Raw genomic sequence first — 19,868 nt, forward strand, 5'->3', positions numbered from 1 at the left:
CTCACGCCGTCAAGTCACCGCATGCCGACGGCCGGAACCGGCCGACGTCTCAGCCCAGGGCGCGGATCGTCAGCGCGGCGTCGAGCGCGGCCACCGTCGCCGCCCAGCCCTTGTCCTCCGCCGAACCGTCGAACCCGGCCCGGTCGCGGGCCTGGCCGATGGTGTTGACCGTCAGCACCCCGTGCGCCACCGGCTTGCCGGTGTCCAGCGCGATGCGGGTCAGCCCGTCGGTCACCGACCGGCAGACGAAGTCGAAGTGGGCAGTCTCGCCGCGGATGACCACACCGAGCGCCACCACCACGTCGCAGCAGCGGGCAAGCGCCTGCGCCACCACCGGCAGCTCCACCGAGCCGGCCACCCGGGCCACGACCGTTTCCGCCCCGCATGCCTTCGCCGCCGCGACCGCCCGGTCGAGCATGTGGTCGGTCAGCTCACCGTGCCAGCGCGCCGCCACGACCCCGACGGTCATTCCCGCCGCGTCGACCTCGGTGACCCCCGGCTCGCCGAATCCCGCCATCGTCCTTACGCTCCGATCCTGCCGTTGATCTCCGGCCGCTCCGCCGGCTCCTCCGGCACCTGGTCCAGCTCGCCGCCGAGCAGGTGCCCCATCCGGTCCCGCTTGGTACGCAGGTAGCGCACGTTCTCCGGGGTTGCCCGCACCGGCAGCGACTCGCGTCCGGTGATGGTCAACCCGTACCCCTCCAGTCCGGCGCGCTTGGCCGGGTTGTTCGTCAGCAGCCGCATCGAGCGCACACCCAGGTCGTAGAGGATCTGCGCGCCGGTGCCGTAGTCGCGGGCGTCGGCCGGCAGCCCGAGGTCCAGGTTGGCGTCGACGGTGTCCCGCCCCAGGTCCTGCAGCTGGTACGCCTGCAGCTTGTGCAGCAGGCCGATGCCGCGCCCCTCGTGGCCGCGCACGTAGAGCACCACGCCCCGCCCCTCCTTGGCGACCCGGGCCAGGGCGGCGTGCAGCTGCGGGCCGCAGTCGCAGCGCAGCGAACCGAAGACGTCGCCGGTGAGGCACTCCGAATGCACCCGCACCAGCACGTCGTCACCGGCGCCGATGTCGCCGTAGACCAGCGCGATGTGCTCGGCGTTGTCGTGCGCCGCCCGGTAACCCAGGGCGCGGAAGACGCCGTACTCGGTGGGCATGCGCGCCTCGGCCACCTGCTCGACCTGCTTTTCGTGCCGGCGCCGGTAGGCGATCAGGTCGGCGATGGTGATCAGCGTCAGGCCGTGCTCGGCGCAGAACTTCTCCAGGTCCGGCACCCGCATCATCGTGCCGTCGTCGTTGACCAGCTCGCAGAGCACCCCGGCGGAGCGCAGCCCCGCCAGCCGGGTCAGGTCCACGGTCGCCTCGGTGTGGCCGGGGCGGGTCAGCACGCCGCCCTCGCGGGCCCGCAGCGGCACCACGTGCCCGGGGCGCGACAGCATCGCCGCGTCGGTGCCGGGGTCGGCGAGCAGCCGGATGGTGTGCGCGCGGTCGGCGGCGGAGATGCCGGTGCTGATCCCCTCCCGGGCGTCGACGGTCACCGTGTACGCGGTGCCACGCCGGTCCTGGTTGGTGTGGTGCATCGGCGGCAGGTCCAGCCGTACGCAGTCGTCGCCGGTGAGCGCCACGCAGACGTAGCCGGAGCTGTAGCGGACCATGAAGGCGAGCAGCTCCGGCGTCGCCAGCTCGGCGGCGAAGATCAGGTCGCCCTCGTTCTCCCGGTCCGCGTCGTCGACGACCACGACCGGCCGCCCGGCCGCGACGTCGGCCAGCGCCTGCTCGATAGTGCCGAACGTGCTCATGCGATCGCCTCCGCGTATGTGGAACCGCCGGCCGGCAACCGCCGGTACGCCCGCGAGGTGCGGAGCCAGCTGATGAAGCCGGCGGCACAGAAGAACCCGTACAGCAGGTACATGGCCGCCGACGGGTAGAAACCACCCTTGATCAGCAGTGGTACGCCCACGGCGTCCACCGCTATCCAGATCAACCAGAACTCGACGTACCCGCGGGCCATGCCGTAGGTCGCGAGCAGACTGCCGACGAAGATCCAGGCGTCGGGCAGCGGGCCCCAGGAGCCCAGCGCCGACAGCACCGGGTACGCCACCGCCATCCCGGCCACAGCCAGGGCCAGCAGCACCAGCCGTTCGCGGCGCCCGGCCCAGCGCGGCACCACCGCGACGCCCTCGCCGTTGACTCCGGAGCGCCGGCTGCGCGACCAGTTCCACCAGCCGTAGACGCTCACGGCGAAGAAGAAGACCTGCCGCCCGGCCTGCCCGTAGAGGTCGCGGTCCTGCGGGGTGGCGAAGACGCCGCCGAGGAAGACCGTCAGCAGCAGCGCGTTGCCGATCATCCCGACCGGCCAGGCCCAGACCAGCCGGCGCATGCCGAGCAGTGCCGAGCCGAGGCCGAAGACGTTGCCGACGATCTCCCGCCAGAGCACCGCCGAACCGGCGACGACCAGTTCGGCGCCGAGCAGCCAGCGCAGCGCCTCCATCACGCCTCGTCGTCCTTCACCAGGGCGGCCCGGGCCGCGGCCAGCGCGGCGGCGGTGTCGTCGGCGCGCGGGCCCAGCAGCCGCTCGACGTACTTGGCCAGCACGTCGACCTCCAGGTTCACCGGGTCACCGGGCTGCCGCAGGCCCAGCGTCGTCAGCTCCTGCGTGGTGGGGATCAGGCCGACGGAGAACCAGTCCGCGCCGACTGCGGCGACGGTCAGCGACACGCCGTCGACGGTGATCGAGCCCTTCTCCACGACGTACCGGGCCAGCGCGTCGGGCAGCCGGAACGTCACCGTCTCCCACTTCTCGGCGGGCTCCCGGCGCAGCACCTCACCGACGCCGTCGACGTGGCCCTGCACGATGTGGCCGCCGAGGCGCCCGCCGAGCGCCATCGCCCGTTCCAGGTTGACCCGGCTGCCCGGTCGCAACGCCCCGAGCGCCGAACGGCGCAGCGTCTCCCCCATCACGTCGGCGGTGAAGACGCCGGCGTCGACCTCGACGACGGTCAGGCAGACACCGTTGACGGCGATCGAGTCGCCGTGGCCGGCGTCGGCGGTGACAACCGGGCCGCGGATGGCCAGCAGGGCCGAGTCCCGGCCGGTGTCGGTGGCGGCGACGACCTCGCCCAGCTCCTCGACGATTCCGGTGAACATGTTCAGTTCCCCCTCGGGCGTGGCAGCGCGGTGATGCGCAGGTCGGAGCCGATCCGGGTGACCTCGGTGATGTCGAGGTCGATGACGTCGGCGATGGTGGTGATGCCGGCGTCGGCCAGGGCCGGCGCCCCGGCGCCGAGCAGCTTCGGGGCGACGTAGCCGACGACCCGGTCGACCAGGCCGGCGGCGAGGAAGGCCCCGGCCAGCCGCGGTCCCCCCTCCAGCAGCACCGCCCGCACCCCGCGCTGGTGCAGTCCGCGCAGCAGCGCCGTCAGGTCCAGCCGGCCGTCCGGCCCGGCGCCGACATCGGCGGCGGTGGCGATCCAGGTGGGGGCGGCGGCGTCGCGGACCTGCGCGCCGGCGGGCGTACGGCCGTGGGTGTCGGCGACCACCCGCAGCGGCTGGTGGATCGCCAGGCTGCCGTCGCGCAGGTTGCGGGCGGTCAGCCGCGGGTCGTCGGCGAGGACCGTGCCGACGCCGACGATGACCGCGTCGACGGTGGCGCGCAGCGCGTGCACGTCCATCCGCGCTTCCTCGCCGGTGATCCACATGCTGGTGCCGTCGGCGGCGGCCGAGCGGCCGTCGAGGGTGGCGGCGTACTTCCAGATCACGTACGGCCGGCCGCGGCGTACGGCGGTCAGCCAGGCGATGTTGCCGGCCTCCGCCTCGGCCGTGCGCACCCCGGTGACGACCTCGATGCCCGCGGCGCGCAGGGTCGCGGCGCCGCCGGCGGCGATCGGGTTCGGGTCGTCGACGGCGATGACCACCCGGCCCACCCCCGCGGAGATCAGCGCCTGGCTGCAGGGGCCGGTACGGCCGGTGTGGTCGCAGGGTTCGAGGGTGACAACGGCGGTGCCACCGCGGGCCCGGTCGCCGGCCTGGGCCAGCGCCACGATCTCGGCGTGCGGCCCGCCGGCGTAGGCGTGGAAGCCCTCGCCGACGACCTCGCCTGCGGCGTCGAGCAGGACACAGCCAACGACCGGGTTGGGGCTGGTGGTGCCGAGCCCGCGGGCGGCCAGCGCGACAGCGCGGCCCATCGCCTCGTCGACGGAGACGCTCGGCATCGGCCCGTCCGGTCCTCTCGCTCGCCCTGCGGGTGCGCGGCGAAGCGGGGACATGGCACGGCGGCGGAAGGGTTCGGGGAACGGCGGCGCCGACCCCGGACCTGGCGGTCACATGGAAACCGCTGGGCAGCGGCCACGAACCACCCATCCGTCCCGCGCGCTGTCTCCCATCCGGACTGTCTGAGCGCGCAAAGTGCCGCACTCAACCGTCGGCCCCGGATTCTCACCAGGTCCACCGGGCGGACTAGCCGCCTCGGGTCGCGGGCTTACCACGGTCGGACCGTGGATCACCGCCGGTTCGGAATTTCACCGAGCCCCGCCAGCGCGTGGTGGGTATGGAGGAAGTCTTACACGTTCACCCCGGTGATCCGCCAGTGAGGGGCGCCACGGTTCCACCAGGTGAGCGCTAATTCACCGTTCGGTGCGGCGGCGGTCCATCGCCACGTACGAGCCGGGCTGGTGCTTGGCCAGTGATTTCATCCGCGAGGCCACCTCGATCGCCTCGACCGGGTCGGTCAGCCGCCGCTCGGCCACCGAGAGCGCCACCCCGATCGAGAGGGTGACCAGGGCCGCCCTGCGCACGTTGCCGCGCCGGTCGGGCAGTTCCACGTAGCCGCGCCGGGCGTCGTCGGGGTCGTAGAGGGTGTCGGCGGTGCGCTCGAAGTCGGTGACGGCTGCCTCGGTCAGCGGCCGTACCTGCGCCGGGGTGGAGATGATCACGAAGTCGTCGCCGCCGATGTGCCCGAGGAACGCCGGTGGCGCGCCGACGGAGATCACCGCCCGGTGCAGGCTGCCGGCCAGGGCGCTGATGAAGTCGTCGCCGCGGACGAAGCCGTACCGGTCGTTGACGCTCTTGAACCGGTCGATGTCGATGTAGCCGACGGCGAAGTCGACCTCGTGGCGGACCCGCTCGGCGATCTCCCGGCGGACCCGGCTGTTGCCGGGCAGGCCGGTCAGCGGCGAGACCTCCCGGAACTCCTTGTTGCGCCGCAGCGTCGAGCCGACCCGGGCCACCAGTTCGGCGGTGTCGAAGGGTTTGACCAGGTAGTCGTCGGCGCCGGCGTTGAGGCCGTGCACCTTGTCGGAGGTCATCCCCTTCGCGGTCAGCATGATCACCGGCAGGGCGGAGGTCATCGGGTCGGCGCGCAGCCGCCGGGTCAGCTCCAGCCCGTCGACGCGCGGCATCATCAGGTCGACCACCGCCAGGTCGGGGCGGCGGCGCTCGATCATCTCCAGTGCCTCCTGCCCGTCGCGGGCGTGGGCGACCTCGAAACCCTGCAGCCGCAGGTTGACCTCGACGAACCGGGCGATGTCCTCGTCGTCGTCGACGACGAGGATCAGGTCGGGCCGCTCACCGGCCGGTTCGGTGGTCACGGGGTCACGATGGCCCGCTCCGCGAGACCGCGCAGCCGGCGTACCGCCTCGGCCGGGTCGGCCGCGCCGTAGACGGCGGTGCCGGCGACGAACGCGTCCGCGCCCGCCTCGGCTGCCTGCTCGATGGTGTCGGCGGCGATGCCGCCGTCGACCTCGATACGCAGCTCCAGGTGGCCGCTGGCAGCGTGCCGGCGGGCGGCGCGCACCTTCTCCAGCAGCTCGGGGATGAAGCGCTGCCCGCCGAAGCCCGCCTTGATCGTCATGATCAACAGGGTGTCGAAGGCGGGCAGGATGTCCAGGTACGGCTCGATCGGGGTGTCCCGGTCGATCGCCAGGCCGGCCTTGGCACCGGCCGAACGCAGCTCCTTGGCCAGCGCCACCGGGTTGTCACACGCCTCGGCGTGGAAGGTGACGTTGTACGCCCCGGCGTCGGCGTAACCCGGCGCCCAGCGACGCGGGTCTTCGATCATGAGGTGCACGTCGAAGGGCATCTCGGTCACCGCGCGCAGACTCTGCACCACCGGCAGGCCGATGGTCAGGTTGGGCACGAAGTGGTTGTCCATCACGTCGACGTGCAGCCAGTCGGCGGCGCCCTCCACCGCCCGGACCTCTTCGGCGAGGCGGGCGAAGTCGGCGGCGAGGATGCTGGGCGCGATGATCGGGGGAGGTACGGTCACCGCGCCAGTGTACGAACGCGACGCCGTCCCGACACGCCGGGTTCACCCCGTGAGAGGCGCCCCGGCGCGTCGGACTTGCTCAGGTGCGACGTAGCACTGCCGGAGAACGCTCAGGTGCGACGTAGCACTGCCAGGAACATGGCGTCGGTGCCGTGGCGGTGCGGCCAGAGCTGCACCGTCGGCCCGTCACCGAGACCGGGCATGCCGGCCGGCAGCAGCTCGCGGGCGTCGACGAAGTCGACCGGCACCCCGGCGCGGCGCGCCGACTCGGTGACGGTCACGTGCGTCTCGACCCGGTGCGGCGAGCAGGTGACGTAGGCGACCAGCCCGCCCGGGCGCGCCGCGCGCAGCCCGGCGGTGAGCAGCTCCCGCTGCAGCCGGGTCAGCTGCGACAGGTCCGAAGGCTGCCGCCGCCAGCGCGACTCGGGACGGCGGCGCAGCGATCCGAGCCCGGTGCAGGGCGCGTCGACCAGCACCCGGTCGAAGCCGCCCTCGGGCAGCTGCGGATCCTCGCCGACGGTCCGCCCGTCGGCGGTGAGCACGGTGACCGGCAGCCCCTGCACCGCCTGGGAGACCAGCCGGGACCGGTGCTCGCTGACCTCCACCGCGGTCAGCTCCGCACCACGCTGCGCGGCGAGCGCGCCGAGCAGCGCGGACTTGCCGCCCGGGCCGGCGCAGAGATCAAGCCAGCGGGAGTCGCTGCCCGAAAGCTCGCCCTGCGCCAACGCCGCGGCCACCAGCTGCGAACCCTCGTCCTGCACGTGGGCCCGCCCCTGGTGGATCGCGGCCAGGTCGCCGGGCGAACCCTGACCCAGATAGACCGCGTATGGCGAGAAGGCGCCAGGGGCGCCGCCGACCTCGTCGGCGAGCGCCACCGCGTCGGCCAGACCCGGCCGGGCGCAGAGGTGCACCGGCGGGGCCTCGTTGTCCTCGATGAGCAGCCGGATCAGGTCGGAGCGGTCGTCGGTGCCGAGCGCCTCGGCGAAGGCCCGCACGATCCACTCGGGGTGGCTGTGGGCCAGCGCCAGGTAGCCGACCGGGTCGGTCTCCTCGTCCGGCGCGAGCTGCGCGATCCAGTCGTCGAGGCGCTTGCCGGAGATCTCCCGCAGCACCGCGTTGCCGAAGCCGGCGGCGCCGGGGGCGACGGAACGGACCAGGTCGACCGTGGAGGAGACCGCCGCGTGCGCCGGCACCCGGGTGTAGAGCAGCTGGTACGCCCCGAGGCGCAGCGCGTCGCGGGCCGGCGGGTCGATGCGCTCCATGTCCCGGCCGGCCGCCGCGGCGATGATCGCGTCGAGGGTGCCGCGCACCCGCAGCGTGCCGTAGGTCAGTTCGGTGGCGAAGGCGGCGTCGCGGCCGTACAGCTGCGCGTCGCGCAACAGCCGGGGCAGGACCAGGTTCGCGTACGCGTCGTCGCGGTGCACGGCGGCGATGGTGTCGTAGGCGGCCTGCCGGGCCGGGTCGGTGGCCGGACCGCGGGGCCGGGCAGCGCGCTCGTCACGGCCCCGGCCGTCGCGTCCCCGGTCGCCGCCGCGGCGGTCGTTGCCGCGGCGCTCGGGCGGTGCGGGGCTGCGGCGCGGGCCGGCCGGGTGGAAGCCGGCCTGGCGGGGTTCGGGTTGCCGCTCCTCGGGAGCCGTCATGCGAAGGACTCCCCCGTGGCGACGCGGACTCCGCGGGCCCAGTCGGGGGCGGCCATCGCCTTCTTGCCGGCCGCCCGGACCTCGCCCAGGCGCACCGGCGTGGTGGCGGTGCCCACCAGGACGCGGGACTTCTCCGCCAGCAGCTCGCCGGGCTTGAGCTCCGGGCCGTCGGCGACGACGCTGACCGGGCCGAGCTTGACCCGGTCGCCGCGGAAGGTCGTCCATGCTCCCGGCGCCGGCGTGCAGGCGCGGATGCGGCGGTCGACGCCGAAGGCCGGATCGCCCCAGCGGACCTGGCCGTCCTCGACGGTGAGCTTCGGGGCGAGGGTGACGCCGTCGGCCGGCTGCGGGCGGGCTACCGCGGTGCCGGCCTCGAGCGCGTCGAGGACGGCGACCAGCAACTGGGCACCGGAGTGCGCCAGCCGCTCCAGCAGGATGCCCGAGGTGTCAGCCGGGCCGATCTCGTCGGTCAGGGTGCCGAAGACGGGGCCGGTGTCCAGCCCTTCCTCCAGCTGGAAGACGCTGGCGCCGGTGACCTCGTCGCCGTGGAGCACGGCGTGCTGCACGGGGGCCGCACCGCGCCAGGCGGGCAGCAGCGAGAAGTGCAGGTTCACCCAGCCCAGGCGCGGGATCTCCAGCGCCTGGGTGGGCACCAGGGCGCCGTAGGCGACCACCGGTGCGCAGTCCGGTGCGATCTCGCGCAGCCGCTGCTGGAACTCCGGCTCGCGGGGGCGCGCCGGGGTGAGCACCTCGATGCCGCGCTCGTCGGCCCAGGCCCCGACGGGAGAGCGGACCAGGCCCCGGCCGCGCCCGGCGGGGGCGTCGGGCCGGGTCACCACGGCGGCCAGCTCGTGGCCGGAGGCGGCGATCGCGTCCAGGGCGGGTACGGCCACAGCCGGCGTGCCGGCGAAGACAAGACGCATCCCGGTCACCGCCCCAGACCGAAGGGGTTGCTGATCGAGTGCGGGCTCAGCTTCACCACCGGCGGCTTGTCGAGGTCGTACCACTCGGCCTGGCGGATCTCTCTCATTGCTTCCTTACGTCGCTGCGGGTCCAGCCGGTCGACGAAGAGAACCCCGTCGAGGTGATCGGTCTCGTGCTGAATGCACCGCGCCATCAGCCCGGTGCCCACGATCTGCATCGGGTCGCCGTACTCGTTGAAGCCCTTGGCGACCACGTTGAGCCGGCGTTTGGTGTCGAAATAAAGGCCGGGGATCGACAGGCAGCCCTCCGGGCCGTCCTGCTCCTCGACGTCGGGGAATTCCAGCACCGGGTTGACCAGGTGCCCGATCACGTCGTCGACGTCGAAGGTGAAGACCCGCAGCCCCACGCCGAGCTGCGGCGCGGCCAACCCGGCGCCCTGGCTCTCCTGCATGGTCTCGCTCAGGTCGCGTACCAGCTTGCGCAGCTCGACGTCGAAGTCGACGACCGGCTCGGCCGGCGTGCGCAGCACCGGATCTCCGAACAGACGGATGGGCTGGACGGTCACGCGGGGTGGCTCCTCACGAGGATGACGGGCGGATCGGGCCGTACCAGTCTACGGAGTGCCCGGTGGGGGGCCCGGCCGACCGGGAGGTCTCCCGGCGGCGGGTGGAGTGGGGGGCGGCGCGGTGCCCGGCCGACGGCAGATCCCGGCGGCGGGCGGCGGTGCGGGCCGGTCAGGAAGCGCCGGCGTCGGCGGTGAGCACCTCGTCGCGGGCGGGCAGCACGATGCCGTGGGCGGACTCCCAGTCGCCGATGACGGCGGGGCTGACCTGCCGGCGGAAGTAGTCGACGGCGCTGAGGCCACCGACGACCTCCTCGTCGACCTCGGCGACGAGGACCCCGGGGACGACCTTGAGGCCGGCGCGGACGGCGGCGCTGAGCCGGTCGTGGCCGTCGACGACGTAGAAGTGCTCGCCGGTGTAACCGATCTTGAGCGGCTCCAGGTGCGCCACGTCCACGGCCAGTGCCGTCGCGAGGGCGTCGCCGTTCCAGTCCTCGCGCAGCGCCTGGATCTCCTCGGTGGGGAAGATCCGGGCCGGGTCGAGCAGCAGCATCGGCGGGGCGGTGTGCACCAGGTCGTTGCCGGTCGTGTCGTCGACGACGGCGAGGATGTGCTCGATCACCTCGGCGGCGGAGGCGCGGGTGGTGTCGCAGACCAGGTCGTAGTTGCGCAGCTTGGCCTTGTCCACGCCGTAGCGGGTGATGAAGCGGCCGCGCTCGCTGTCGCTGCGCTCGCGCAGCCGCTGCTTGGCCTCTTCCAGCGAGCTGTAGCTCTCGGCCGGGCCGGCCGGTCGTGCGAGCACCCGGCGGGCCGCCTCGGTCGGCTCGGTGATCATGTGGACCTTGATGGCGTCCTTGAAGTAGTGCCATGCCAGCCGGGAGTCGACGACCAGCTGCTCACCGGAGGCGGCGATCTCCTCCTGGAGCTGGTCGACGTAGCCGTCGACGGCCTGGTCCAGCTCGGCGTGCAGGTTGAGCTGCAGCGCGGTCATCTGCCGCTGCTGGGCCATCTCCCGGTAGAGGTCGCCGACGCTGATCCGCCGCAGACCCAGGCGCTTGGCGATCTCGATCGAGACCGTGCTCTTGCCACTGCCGAGGTCACCGTTGAAGACGATGGATTGGCGAACGGTCACGAGCGGCACCCCTGATCAAAGGCTTGACAACATCATCGATTCGCGCGTCCGGAGCATCGGGCTCCCGCCACCTCGACGCCACGTGGGCCGGGGTATGACGGGCGATGCTACCACCGGGTTACTTACCACTTTCCGTGCCGCTCAGAACAACGTGAGCGGGTCCACCTGGATACGGACGGGGTCGGCTGCCTTGCGCACGGAGCGCAGCGCGGCGGCGTCGCGCAGTGCGGTGGCGAGCTCCGGAGCGCGCCGGCGCGGCACGCGTACCAGCATCCGTTCCTTGTCGTCGCCGGCCGGGACCGGGCCGAGCTGCTCGGCCTCGGCGGGCAGCCGGGCCTGCGCCAGCAGCGCCCCGACCGCCTCGGCGGCGCCGGTGACGCTCGCCATCCGCATGGCCGGCGGGAAGCCCAGTTCACGGCGTTCGGCGAGTTCCCGGGCGGCGAACCAGGCCGGGTCCCAGCGCAGCAGCGCCTGCACGGCGGCGAGCGAGCCGTCGGCGACGACCACCACCCGGCCACCGGCGGCGGCCGGCCGGGCGAGGGCGGCCGCGGTGAGCCAGCGGCGCAGCGCCTCCTCCCCCGCGCGCAGGTCGGCCCGGGTCAGCAGCGCCCAGGTGTCGAGCAGCAGCACCGCGCCGTAACCGCCGACGGCGACCGGTTCGGCGCCCGGGGTGGCGACCACCAGGCCCGCCTCCCCCGGCACCTCGGTGAGGACCTCCTCGCGACCGGAGGTGCGCACCGGCACGCCGGTGAAGGCCCGGCCCAGCTCCTCGGCGGTACGGCGGGCCCCGGTGACCGCGGCCCGCAGCCGGCGGCCACCGCAGTGCGGGCAGGTGTGGGCGGTGGCGACGTGCCCGCACCAGCGGCAGGCGGGGGCCGCCTGCGCGGAGCCGAGCGCCAGCGGCCCGGCGCACTGGTCGCAGCGGGCCGGGGTGCGGCAGTCGCCGCAGGAGACGGCGGGCAGGTATCCGCGGCGGGGCACCTGCACCAGCACCGGGGCGTCGGCGGCGAGCGCGGCGCGCGCCGCCTGCCAGGCCAGGCTCGGCAGCCGGGCGGTCTCCGCGCCGGGGTCACGGGCCAGCTGCGGATCGTCGCCGGTCGGGGCCACCGCCGGCGTACGCGCGCGCACCGTCGCCCGGTCGGCGGCGATCTCCTTCGCCCAGCCCGTCTCGACCAGCAGCTGCCCCTCGGCGGTGCGGGTGAAGCCGCCCAGCAGCGCGGCCGCGCCGGCGAGCTGCGCGCGGGTGAGCAGCACCTCCCGGGCGTGCGGGTACGGGGCCCGCGCCTCGGCGTGCAGGTCGTCGCCGTCGTCGAAGATCGCTACCAGGCCGAGGTTGTCGACGGGGGCGAACATCGCCGCCCGGGTGCCGATCACGGCGGCGACCCGGCCGCGCCGGGCGGCCAGGAAGGCGCGGTAGCGCTTGGTGGGACCGGCCGCGGCGGAGAGGCAGACGTGCCGGCCGGCGCCGAGTTCGGCGGTGAGCGCCGCGTCGAGCCGGTCCAGGTCGCGTCCGTCGGCGACCACCACGACCGCGCCCCGGCCGCCGGCGACGGTGGCGGCGATCGCCTCGGCGTACCGGCGGGCCCAGTCCTCGCCGGCGAGGGCGGACCAGACCGCACGGGCGGGCCGCCCTTCGCGCAGCGCCCGCAGGAAAGCCGGCCCGGTCGGGTAGTCACACCAGCCGGCTCCTGGCACGAGGGCAGGGTTGCCCTCGGATTGGCGTTCGTTCGGGCTTGCGGCCCGGTCCGGCAGGGCGCCTTCGGCGGCGTGGTCCGGTGAGGCTCCGGCGGATGCCGGGGACTCCTGCCCGGTCCGGTCGTCTGCCGCGTCGGCGTTCGCGGCGGCCGGGTCCGGTTCGCGTTCGGTGCGGGCGTGCCGGGGCGGGACGGCCAGCCGCAGCACGTCGGCGAGGGTGCCGGCGTAGCGGTCGGCGACCGCCCGGGCCAGCCGGGCGACCTCCGGGGCCAGGACCGGCTCCGGTGAGACCAGCTTCTCGAGGTACGCCAGCTGCTTGTCGTGGGTAGATGACTGCGCGCGTTCCAGCAGCCAGCCGTCGACGAGCTGCCGTCCGAAGCGGACCTTCACCCGGGTGCCGGGCACCGCCTGCTCGGCGAGCTCGGCCGGCACCAGGTAGTCGAAGAGCCGGTCCAGGTGGGGCAGCGGCACGTCCACGCAGACGCGAGCGACCGGCAACTCCGTGGCGGGTTGCCGGTCGCTGCGCCTGGTTCCGGTCAGGCTCCCGCTGCCGACTTCAGGTCGGCGGCACGGTCGGTGCTCTCCCAGGTGAAGTCCGGCAGCTCCCGGCCGAAGTGGCCGTACGCGGCGGTCTGCTGGTAAATGGGGCGCAGCAGGTTCAGGTCCCGGATGATGGCGGCCGGCCGCAGGTCGAAGACCTCGTTGATCGCCGCTTCGATCCGCTCCACCGGCACGGTCTCGGTGCCGAAGGTCTCGACGAAGAGGCTGACCGGGTGGGCCTTGCCGATCGCGTACGCGACCTGGGCCTCGCAGCGCTCGGCGAGGCCGGCGGCGACGACGTTCTTGGCGACCCAGCGCATCGCGTACGCCGCCGAACGGTCCACCTTCGACGGGTCCTTGCCGGAGAAGGCGCCGCCGCCGTGGCGGGCGTACCCGCCGTAGGTGTCAACGATGATCTTGCGGCCGGTGAGGCCGGCGTCGCCCATCGGGCCACCGATCTCGAAACGGCCGGTCGGGTTCACCAGCAGCCGGTAGTCGGCGGTGTCCAGGTCGAGCCCTTCGAGCTCGGGGGCGATCACGTGGTCGCGCACGTCCGGGGTGAGCAGCGACTCCAGCGAGATGTCGGCGGCGTGCTGGCTGGAGACGACAACCGTGTTGAGCCGCACCGGGCGCAGCCCGTCGTACTCGATGGTGACCTGCGTCTTGCCGTCCGGGCGCAGGTACGGGATGGTGCCGTCCTTGCGGGCGGCGGTCAGCCGCCGCGACAGCCGGTGTGCCAGCGCGATCGGCAGCGGCATCAGCTCGGGCGTCTCGGAGCAGGCGAAGCCGAACATCATGCCCTGGTCGCCGGCGCCCTGGGCGTCGAGCGCGCTCTCGGACTCGCCGGTACGCAGCTCGACGGCGTTGTCGACACCCTGGGCGATGTCGGCCGACTGGCTTCCGATGGAGACGCTCACGCCGCAGGAGGCGCCGTCGAACCCCTTCTTGGAGGAGTCGTAACCGATCTCCAGGATGGTCTCCCGCACGATGGTGGGGATGTCCGCGTATGCCTTGGTCGTCACCTCGCCGGCCACGTGCACCTGGCCGGTCGTGATCATCGTCTCGACGGCGACCCGGCTGCGCGGGTCCTCGGTCAGCAGGGCGTCGAGAATCCCATCGCTGATCTGGTCAGCGATCTTGTCCGGGTGGCCCTCCGTGACCGACTCGGACGTGAAAAGGCGGCGTGCCACGGTGCTCCTAGGTGTCGAAGTCGTTTCCGCGGCAGTCTAAGTCATGGCCGCGGCCGGACGAGTGGGATCAGTAGGGAGAAACCATCAGTCAGGACACCGGCCTCAGGCGGCCGACCACGAGATCCCAGACGCCGTCGGCGAGCTGTTCCTTGGGCTGCTCGGCGAAGGTCCACGCGGCACCGTCGGCGGCGAGCACGGTCGCGGCGTTGGTGTCGGCCCCGAAGACCTTGTCCACCCCCACCTCGTTGATCACGATCAGGTCGGCGCCCTTGCGGGCCAGCTTGGCGCGCCCGTTCGCCTCGGCGTCGTGCGTCTCCGCGGCGAAGATCACCAGGAGGCTTCCGGGGCGGCGGCTGTGGCCGAGCTCGACGGCGATGTCCGGGTTGGTGACCAGCTCGATGGTGGGCGCGCTGCCGTCCTCGGACTTCTTGATTTTGGCCGAGGCGTAGTCGGCCGGCCGGAAGTCGGCGGGCGCGGCGGCCATCACCACCACGTCGGCGTCGGCCGCGGCGGCCACGGTCGCGCTGCGCAGCTCCTCGGTGGTGCCGACCCGGATGAGGTCCACCCCGGCCGGATCGGGCAGCGCGGTGTTCGCGGCGATCAGGGTGACCTTGGCACCCCGGGCGGCGGCCGCGCGGGCGAAGGCGTACCCCTGCTTGCCGGAGGAGCGGTTGCCGAGGAACCGGACCGGGTCAAGCGGCTCGCGGGTGCCGCCGGCGGTGACGACGACGTGCCGGCCTGCCAGGTCGGCCTCGGCCCCGCCGCGCGCCAGCGCCCGGCGGGCGAAGGCGAAGATCTCCGCCGGGTCGGGCAGCCGGCCCTTGCCGGTGTCGGCACCGGTGAGGCGTCCGCTCGCCGGCTCGATCACCAGCACACCGCGAGCGCGCAGCGTCGCGACGTTGGCGACCGTCGCCGGGTGCTCCCACATCTCGGTGTGCATGGCCGGAGCCATCACCACCGGACAGCGCGCCGTCAGCAACGTGTTGGTCAGCAGGTCGTCGGCGAGACCGTGCGCCGCCTTGGCCAGCAGATCCGCGGTGGCGGGTGCGACGACCACCAGATCCGCCCGCTGCCCGAGGCGCACATGTGGCACCTCGTGCACGTCGGACCAGACGTCATCGGCCACCGGACGGCCGGAGAGCGCCGACCAGGTCGGCGCTCCCACGAAGCGAAGGGCGGAGGCGGTGGGGACGACGCGTACCCCGTGGCCGGATTCGGTGAAGAGACGGAGAAGCTCGCAGGCCTTGTAGGCGGCGATGCCCCCACCGACACCGAGGACGATCTCGGCGGTCATCGAACGCGCCGCGGTTACGGCTGGTCGGTCGGCTCGGCGGTGAGGAGGTTCTCGTTGATCTCGCGCATGGCGATCGAGAGCGCCTTCTCCTGCGGGGTGGTCTCCACCAGCGGGCCGACGTACTCGAGCAGCCCCTCGCCGAGCTGGCTGTAGTACGCGTTGATCTGACGCGCGCGCTTGGCCGCGAAGATCACCAGGGCGTACTTCGAGGTCGTCTTCTCCAGCAGTTCGTCGATCGGCGGGTTGGTGATGCCCTCGGGGTTGGCGATGGATCCCACGACAGATAAACCTCTGCTAATTCTCAACCGGGTGCGATCCCTCGGGCCGCCGCCCGGGACCGGGTCGTTCGGGGGCGGGGGCGATTCGGGAATCGACGCCGGTTGGCCGGAGTCAGAAAGAAGAACCGAGTAAGCCTAGCAGCTCCGCGGCGACCCGCTCGACGGACTCGCACACCATCACGACGTCGGGGTTCAGGCCGGTCAGCGCCATCTCGTCGCCCGCGCGAGGCACCAGGAGCACCAGCACCGACCGCGGCAACTCGTGGCGCACCTGCCGGGCGCCGGCGGGGTCGAGCGGGATCAGCTGCGGATGCCCGCCGGCCCGGCGCAGCGCAGCGCGGGAGATGGCGTAGCGGTCCGGGCCGATCGTCGCGGGGGCCAGCAGCTCACCCGCGGCCAGCAGCGCGTCGAAACGGGCGGCGGTGACGAACTCGCGTTCGGCGCCGGGGCGCTCCCCGGGTCGCGGGGCGCGGGTGGTGACCGCGACCGGCACCCGCACAGACGACGATCGCGCCCGGATCAGCCCGGCCACAGCGCCCCGGCCGGAACCTGACGGTCCGGTAAGGACGATGGGCCGGGCCGCCGGGCGCGACTCGTCGTTGCGCACTGCTTGTTTCTACACGGCGACGCGCACTAGTTGGACGCGAACTCCGCAAGCAGAGCCTTGCGCTGCTGCTCGCCCAGGCCGCGCAGGCGGCGGCTGTCGGCGATCTTCAGCCTCTCCATGATCTGCGTGGCCCGGATCTTGCCGATGCCCGGCATCGACTGGAGGACGGCCGACACCTTCAGCTTGCCGACGACCTCGTCGGACTCGGCCCGGTCCAACACGGCGGGCAGCGTGGTCTTGCCCTGCTTGAGCTGCTCCTTCAGCGCAGCGCGGGCTTTGCGGATCTCCGCAGCCTTCTCCAGCGCGGCAGCGCGCTGCTCGGGGCTCAGTGACGGGAGCGGCACCAGTTCTCCTCAGGTCCCTATCGCGACGGGGACGTGCCCCGCCGCACGTGAAACGTGGTGTGGCTGTGAACCAAAGGGGTCAGTGGTTCCCAGCGCCGGGAAAACTAGCGTTCCCTGGCGCATTCGGCAACGTGGCAGGTTGTGGCGATACCGCTGCTGACCGAGTCCACAGTCAGCCGAGCGGGCGTACGACGGCCCTGCACTCGGCCAGGATCCGATCGGCTGCGGCCCGCAGCGCCGCCGGATCCGGACCAGCCGACAACACCTCCCGGGAGTAGGAAGGGAGCACGGCCGGCAGGCTGGTACCGAAGACGCGGGCCAGATCCGATGCGCTCGCGCCCTGGGCGCCGAGGCCGGGAGCGAGCAGCGGGCCGTTGACCGCGCTCAGGTCGTGACCGGTGTCACCAATGGTCGCCCCGACCACCAACCCGAAGCTGCCCAGCGGCTCCGCACCCGCGTTGAGCTGGGAAATCTCGTCGATCACGGTCTGCGCGACGGTCCGGCCGTCAGCGGTCACCGCACGCTGCACCTGCGCCCCCTCCGGGTTGGAGGTCAGTGCCAGCACGAAGACGCCGCCGCCGCCCGCGGCCGCGGTCTCGAACATCGGCGCGAGGGCGCCCACGCCGAGGAAGGGGCTCGCCGTCACCGCGTCCACATACAGCGAGCTGGATGGATCCAGATAGGCCGTGGCGTAGGCGGCGACGGTGGAGCCGATGTCGCCGCGCTTGACGTCAAGCAGAACGAGCGCGCCGGCGGCACGCAACTGTCGGATATTTGACTCAAGGACCGCGATTCCGCGGGATCCGAATCGCTCGAAAAACGCCGACTGGGGCTTGACCACCGCAACCCGGTCACCGATGGCTTCCGTGACGATCCGGGTGAACCGCTCCAGACCGGTCACGTCATCGGGAAGGCCCCAGCGCGCCAGCAACGCCGGATGCGGGTCGATGCCGACGCAGAGCGGTCCCCGCTCACGTACCACCCGGTCCAGCCGGGCACCGAAGGTCTCCATCGGGTCTGCTCCCTCTCCCTGGGGACGGCCACGCCGCCCTCTCCGGTCAGCCGGCGGCGACAGCGGCCGCGATGCCGGTGACGATCCGGTCGACGTCGGCGACGTCGGCGACGTACGGCGGCATGGTGTAGATCAGGTCGCGGAACGGGCGCAGCCAGACACCGGCGTCGACCGCGGCGGCCGTGGCGGCGGGCACGTCGACGTCGTGGTCGAGCTGCACCACCCCGATGGCGCCCAGCACCCGCACGTCGGCCACCCCCGGCGCCGTACGCAGCGGCTCGAGACCGGCCCGCAGCCCGGCGCCGATCCGCGCCACCTCGCCGCGCCAGTCCCGCTCGGCCAGCAGCCCCAGCGAGGCGTTCGCCACCGCGCAGGCCAGCGGATTGCCCATGAAGGTCGGCCCGTGCGCCAGCACCCCGGTCGCCGAGATCCCCGCAGCGATCCGCGGCGTGCAGAGCGTGGCCGCCAGGCTCAGATAGCCGCCGGTGAGCGCCTTGCCCAGGCACATCACATCCGGCGTCACCCCGGCGTGCCCGGCGGCGAAGAACTCACCGGTACGCCCGAACCCGGTGGCGATCTCGTCGAAGATCAGCGGGATGTCGTGCGCGGCGGTCACCTCGCGCAGCAGCCGCAGGTACTGCGGATTGTGGAAGCGCATGCCACCGGCCCCCTGCACCACCGGCTCCACGATCACCCCGGCCAGCTCACCGGCGTGCCGTTCGACCGCGTCGACCAGTGCGGCGGCGTACCCGGGGTCGGCCGGCGTGTCGAAGCCGGCCGGGGGCAGGTCGGCGAAGACCTGCCGGGGCAGCACGTCACCCCAGAGCGAGTGCATCCCGCCCACCGGGTCGCAGACGCTCATCGGGTGGAAGGTGTCGCCGTGGTAGCCACCGCGCCAGGTGCCCAGCCGCTGCCGCTGCGGCCGGCCGCGGCCCCGCTGGTACTGCAGGCACATCTTGATCGCGACCTCGACGGAGACCGAACCGGAGTCGCTGAGAAACACGTGCTCCAGCCCGGCCGGAGTCACCTCGACCAGGGACCGGGCCAGCTCGATCGCCGGCGCGTGGGTCAGCCCGCCGAACATCACGTGGCTCATCCGGCCGAGCTGGGCGGTCACCGCCGCGTCGAGCACCGGGTGCCGGTATCCGTGCACCGCCGCCCACCACGACGACATCCCGTCGACCAGTTCGCGCCCGTCGGCCAGCCGCAGCCGTACCCCGGCCGCCTCGGCCACCAGGTACGGGTCGGCGGTGCCGGGCATCGGCGCGTACGGGTGCCAGACGTGCCGCCGGTCGGCGGCGAGCAGCTCCGGCTCAGGCACGGGCGGAACCGGCGGTCGCGGCGGCCCGCGCGGCCTCGGCGGCCGACCGCACCAGGCGCGGGCCGCGGTAGATGAAGCCGGTGTAGAGCTGCACCAGGTCGGCCCCGGCGTCGAACATCCGGGTGGCGTCGTCGGCGTCCATGATCCCGCCGACGCCGATGATCGGCAGCCGGCCGCCGGTCTCCCGGTGCACGAACCGCACCACCTCCCGGGCCCGGACGGTCAACGGCCGGCCCGACAGCCCGCCCGCCTCACCGGCGAGGTGCGCGTCGGCGGCGGCGAGCCCACCCCGTTCCAGGGTGGTGTTGGTGGCGATCACCCCGGCGGCGCCCCGGTCGAGGCAGACCTCCAGCAGCTCGGCGATCGCCGCGTCGGTCAGGTCCGGTGCGATCTTCACCAGCACCGGCTTGCCGCCGGCCAGGACGCTCAGCAGGGCGTCGACGTGCTCCCGGTCCTGCAACTGCCGCAGCCCCGGGGTGTTGGGCGAGGAGACGTTGACGGCGAAGTAGTCGCCGAAGGAGCCCAGCGCCCGGTAGGAGGCGAGGTAGTCGGCGACGGCGTCCTCCAGCGGCGTCACCTTGGACTTGCCCAGCGAGATGCCCAGCGGCACCCCCAGCGGCCGGCGCAGCGCCTTGAGCCGGGCCGCCAGCGCCGCCGCGCCCTCGTTGTTGAAGCCCATCCGGTTGACGATCGCCTCGCTCGCCGGCGCCCGGAACAGCCGCGGCCGCGGGTTGCCCGGCTGGGCCCGGGAGGTGACCGTGCCGACCTCGACGAAGCCGAAGCCGAGCGCCGGCCACGCCGGCAGCGCGACACCGTTCTTGTCCATCCCGGCGGCGAGCCCCACCGGGTTGGGGAAGTCCACCCCGAAGACCGTGCGCGGCGCGGCCACGGCGTACCGGGCCCGCAGCGCCGCCAGCGCCGCCGGCGCCCGGGACAGCCCCGCCAGCCGGCGCAGCGTCCACTCGTGGGCGGCCTCCGGATCACCACCACCGAGGCGGAACAGCGCCGGCCGGACCAGCTTCTCGAACGTCACCGCTTGCGCTCCCGCCTCGCCACAGATTCCGCCTCGCCACAG

At 73.4% G+C, this 19,868-nt stretch carries 20 protein-coding genes and 1 riboswitch; all 20 genes read right to left on the minus strand.

Annotated elements, in window-relative coordinates:
• Window positions 1–49: 49 nt before the first annotated feature.
• Window positions 50–517, minus strand: coding sequence for a 6,7-dimethyl-8-ribityllumazine synthase (gene ribH, locus ACK8GG_RS13575; RefSeq protein ID WP_440356466.1), 468 nt, complete (start codon window positions 515–517; stop codon window positions 50–52).
• Between the two features lie 5 nt (window positions 518–522).
• Window positions 523–1,791, minus strand: coding sequence for a bifunctional 3,4-dihydroxy-2-butanone-4-phosphate synthase/GTP cyclohydrolase II (locus ACK8GG_RS13580; RefSeq protein ID WP_440356467.1), 1,269 nt, complete (start codon window positions 1,789–1,791; stop codon window positions 523–525).
• Window positions 1,788–2,483, minus strand: a complete 696-nt coding sequence (gene pnuC, locus ACK8GG_RS13585; protein WP_440356595.1) for a nicotinamide riboside transporter PnuC — start codon at window positions 2,481–2,483, stop codon at window positions 1,788–1,790. Before pnuC ends, ACK8GG_RS13580 begins: the two co-directional genes overlap by 4 nt.
• The gene (locus ACK8GG_RS13590; protein WP_440353827.1) at window positions 2,483–3,139 is read right to left on the minus strand and encodes a riboflavin synthase; all 657 of its coding nucleotides are present in this window, start codon (window positions 3,137–3,139) and stop codon (window positions 2,483–2,485) included. Before ACK8GG_RS13590 ends, pnuC begins: the two co-directional genes overlap by 1 nt.
• A 2-nt stretch (window positions 3,140–3,141) precedes the next feature.
• Window positions 3,142–4,203 (minus strand): bifunctional diaminohydroxyphosphoribosylaminopyrimidine deaminase/5-amino-6-(5-phosphoribosylamino)uracil reductase RibD, encoded by a 1,062-nt coding sequence (gene ribD / locus ACK8GG_RS13595; protein WP_440353826.1) that lies wholly within the window; start codon window positions 4,201–4,203, stop codon window positions 3,142–3,144.
• Between the two features lie 155 nt (window positions 4,204–4,358).
• Window positions 4,359–4,531: riboswitch (FMN riboswitch) on the minus strand.
• A gap of 83 nt (window positions 4,532–4,614) precedes the next feature.
• On the minus strand, window positions 4,615–5,577 hold the full coding sequence (locus ACK8GG_RS13600) for a GGDEF domain-containing response regulator (protein WP_440351871.1): 963 nt from the start codon (window positions 5,575–5,577) through the stop codon (window positions 4,615–4,617).
• Window positions 5,574–6,254, minus strand: coding sequence for a ribulose-phosphate 3-epimerase (gene rpe / locus ACK8GG_RS13605; protein ID WP_440351870.1), 681 nt, complete (start codon window positions 6,252–6,254; stop codon window positions 5,574–5,576). The genes ACK8GG_RS13600 and rpe overlap by 4 nt, the downstream gene beginning before the upstream one ends.
• A 110-nt stretch (window positions 6,255–6,364) precedes the next feature.
• Window positions 6,365–7,894: an RsmB/NOP family class I SAM-dependent RNA methyltransferase gene (locus tag ACK8GG_RS13610; protein WP_440356468.1), complete on the minus strand. Its 1,530-nt coding sequence runs from the start codon at window positions 7,892–7,894 to the stop codon at window positions 6,365–6,367.
• Window positions 7,891–8,817 (minus strand): methionyl-tRNA formyltransferase, encoded by a 927-nt coding sequence (gene fmt / locus ACK8GG_RS13615; protein ID WP_440353824.1) that lies wholly within the window; start codon window positions 8,815–8,817, stop codon window positions 7,891–7,893. Before fmt ends, ACK8GG_RS13610 begins: the two co-directional genes overlap by 4 nt.
• A 5-nt stretch (window positions 8,818–8,822) precedes the next feature.
• Entirely contained in the window at window positions 8,823–9,383 is a 561-nt protein-coding gene (gene def, locus ACK8GG_RS13620; protein WP_440356469.1) for a peptide deformylase, read from the minus strand.
• A gap of 169 nt (window positions 9,384–9,552) precedes the next feature.
• Entirely contained in the window at window positions 9,553–10,512 is a 960-nt protein-coding gene (locus ACK8GG_RS13625; RefSeq protein ID WP_440353822.1) for an AAA family ATPase, read from the minus strand.
• A 141-nt stretch (window positions 10,513–10,653) separates the two neighbouring features.
• Window positions 10,654–12,684: a primosomal protein N' gene (locus ACK8GG_RS13630; protein ID WP_440356596.1), complete on the minus strand. Its 2,031-nt coding sequence runs from the start codon at window positions 12,682–12,684 to the stop codon at window positions 10,654–10,656.
• Between the two features lie 59 nt (window positions 12,685–12,743).
• The gene (gene metK, locus ACK8GG_RS13635; RefSeq protein ID WP_440353821.1) at window positions 12,744–13,937 is read right to left on the minus strand and encodes a methionine adenosyltransferase; all 1,194 of its coding nucleotides are present in this window, start codon (window positions 13,935–13,937) and stop codon (window positions 12,744–12,746) included.
• Between the two features lie 88 nt (window positions 13,938–14,025).
• On the minus strand, window positions 14,026–15,231 hold the full coding sequence (gene coaBC, locus ACK8GG_RS13640) for a bifunctional phosphopantothenoylcysteine decarboxylase/phosphopantothenate--cysteine ligase CoaBC (protein WP_440353820.1): 1,206 nt from the start codon (window positions 15,229–15,231) through the stop codon (window positions 14,026–14,028).
• Window positions 15,232–15,245: 14 nt separating this feature from the next.
• Window positions 15,246–15,509, minus strand: a complete 264-nt coding sequence (gene rpoZ, locus ACK8GG_RS13645; RefSeq protein ID WP_440351863.1) for a DNA-directed RNA polymerase subunit omega — start codon at window positions 15,507–15,509, stop codon at window positions 15,246–15,248.
• Window positions 15,510–15,621: 112 nt separating this feature from the next.
• Complete coding sequence (locus tag ACK8GG_RS13650; RefSeq protein ID WP_440353819.1) at window positions 15,622–16,116, minus strand: nucleoside/nucleotide kinase family protein; 495 nt, start codon at window positions 16,114–16,116, stop codon at window positions 15,622–15,624.
• 26 nt (window positions 16,117–16,142) lie between these two features.
• Window positions 16,143–16,460 carry an integration host factor, actinobacterial type gene (gene mihF, locus ACK8GG_RS13655; protein ID WP_440351861.1) on the minus strand — a complete coding sequence of 106 codons (318 nt, stop codon included), beginning with the start codon at window positions 16,458–16,460 and terminating at the stop codon, window positions 16,143–16,145.
• 172 nt (window positions 16,461–16,632) lie between these two features.
• Entirely contained in the window at window positions 16,633–17,472 is an 840-nt protein-coding gene (pyrF, locus tag ACK8GG_RS13660) for an orotidine-5'-phosphate decarboxylase (RefSeq protein ID WP_440351860.1), read from the minus strand.
• Window positions 17,473–17,518: 46 nt separating this feature from the next.
• A complete protein-coding gene (locus ACK8GG_RS13665; protein ID WP_440353818.1) occupies window positions 17,519–18,793 on the minus strand; it encodes an adenosylmethionine--8-amino-7-oxononanoate transaminase in 1,275 nt (424 codons plus the stop codon).
• Entirely contained in the window at window positions 18,786–19,826 is a 1,041-nt protein-coding gene (locus ACK8GG_RS13670) for a quinone-dependent dihydroorotate dehydrogenase (RefSeq protein ID WP_440353817.1), read from the minus strand. The genes ACK8GG_RS13665 and ACK8GG_RS13670 overlap by 8 nt, the downstream gene beginning before the upstream one ends.
• Window positions 19,827–19,868: the final 42 nt, after the last annotated feature.

Origin of the sequence: Melissospora conviva (assembly GCF_049523535.1) — a bacterium.
GTDB lineage: Bacteria > Actinomycetota > Actinomycetes > Mycobacteriales > Micromonosporaceae > Melissospora > Melissospora conviva.

Bases quoted from the DNA above. Each gene is read 5' to 3' on its own strand.
- ribH (WP_440356466.1), bottom strand. From the start codon at position 517: ATGGCGGGATTCGGCGAGCCGGGGGTCACCGAGGTCGACGCGGCGGGA.
- ACK8GG_RS13580 (WP_440356467.1), bottom strand. From the start codon at position 1,791: ATGAGCACGTTCGGCACTATCGAGCAGGCGCTGGCCGACGTCGCGGCC.
- pnuC (WP_440356595.1), bottom strand. From the start codon at position 2,483: ATGGAGGCGCTGCGCTGGCTGCTCGGCGCCGAACTGGTCGTCGCCGGT.
- ACK8GG_RS13590 (WP_440353827.1), bottom strand. From the start codon at position 3,139: ATGTTCACCGGAATCGTCGAGGAGCTGGGCGAGGTCGTCGCCGCCACC.
- ribD (WP_440353826.1), bottom strand. From the start codon at position 4,203: ATGCCGAGCGTCTCCGTCGACGAGGCGATGGGCCGCGCTGTCGCGCTG.
- ACK8GG_RS13610 (WP_440356468.1), bottom strand. From the start codon at position 7,894: ATGACGGCTCCCGAGGAGCGGCAACCCGAACCCCGCCAGGCCGGCTTC.
- fmt (WP_440353824.1), bottom strand. From the start codon at position 8,817: ATGCGTCTTGTCTTCGCCGGCACGCCGGCTGTGGCCGTACCCGCCCTG.
- coaBC (WP_440353820.1), bottom strand. From the start codon at position 15,231: ATGACCGCCGAGATCGTCCTCGGTGTCGGTGGGGGCATCGCCGCCTAC.
- pyrF (WP_440351860.1), bottom strand. From the start codon at position 17,472: ATGGAGACCTTCGGTGCCCGGCTGGACCGGGTGGTACGTGAGCGGGGA.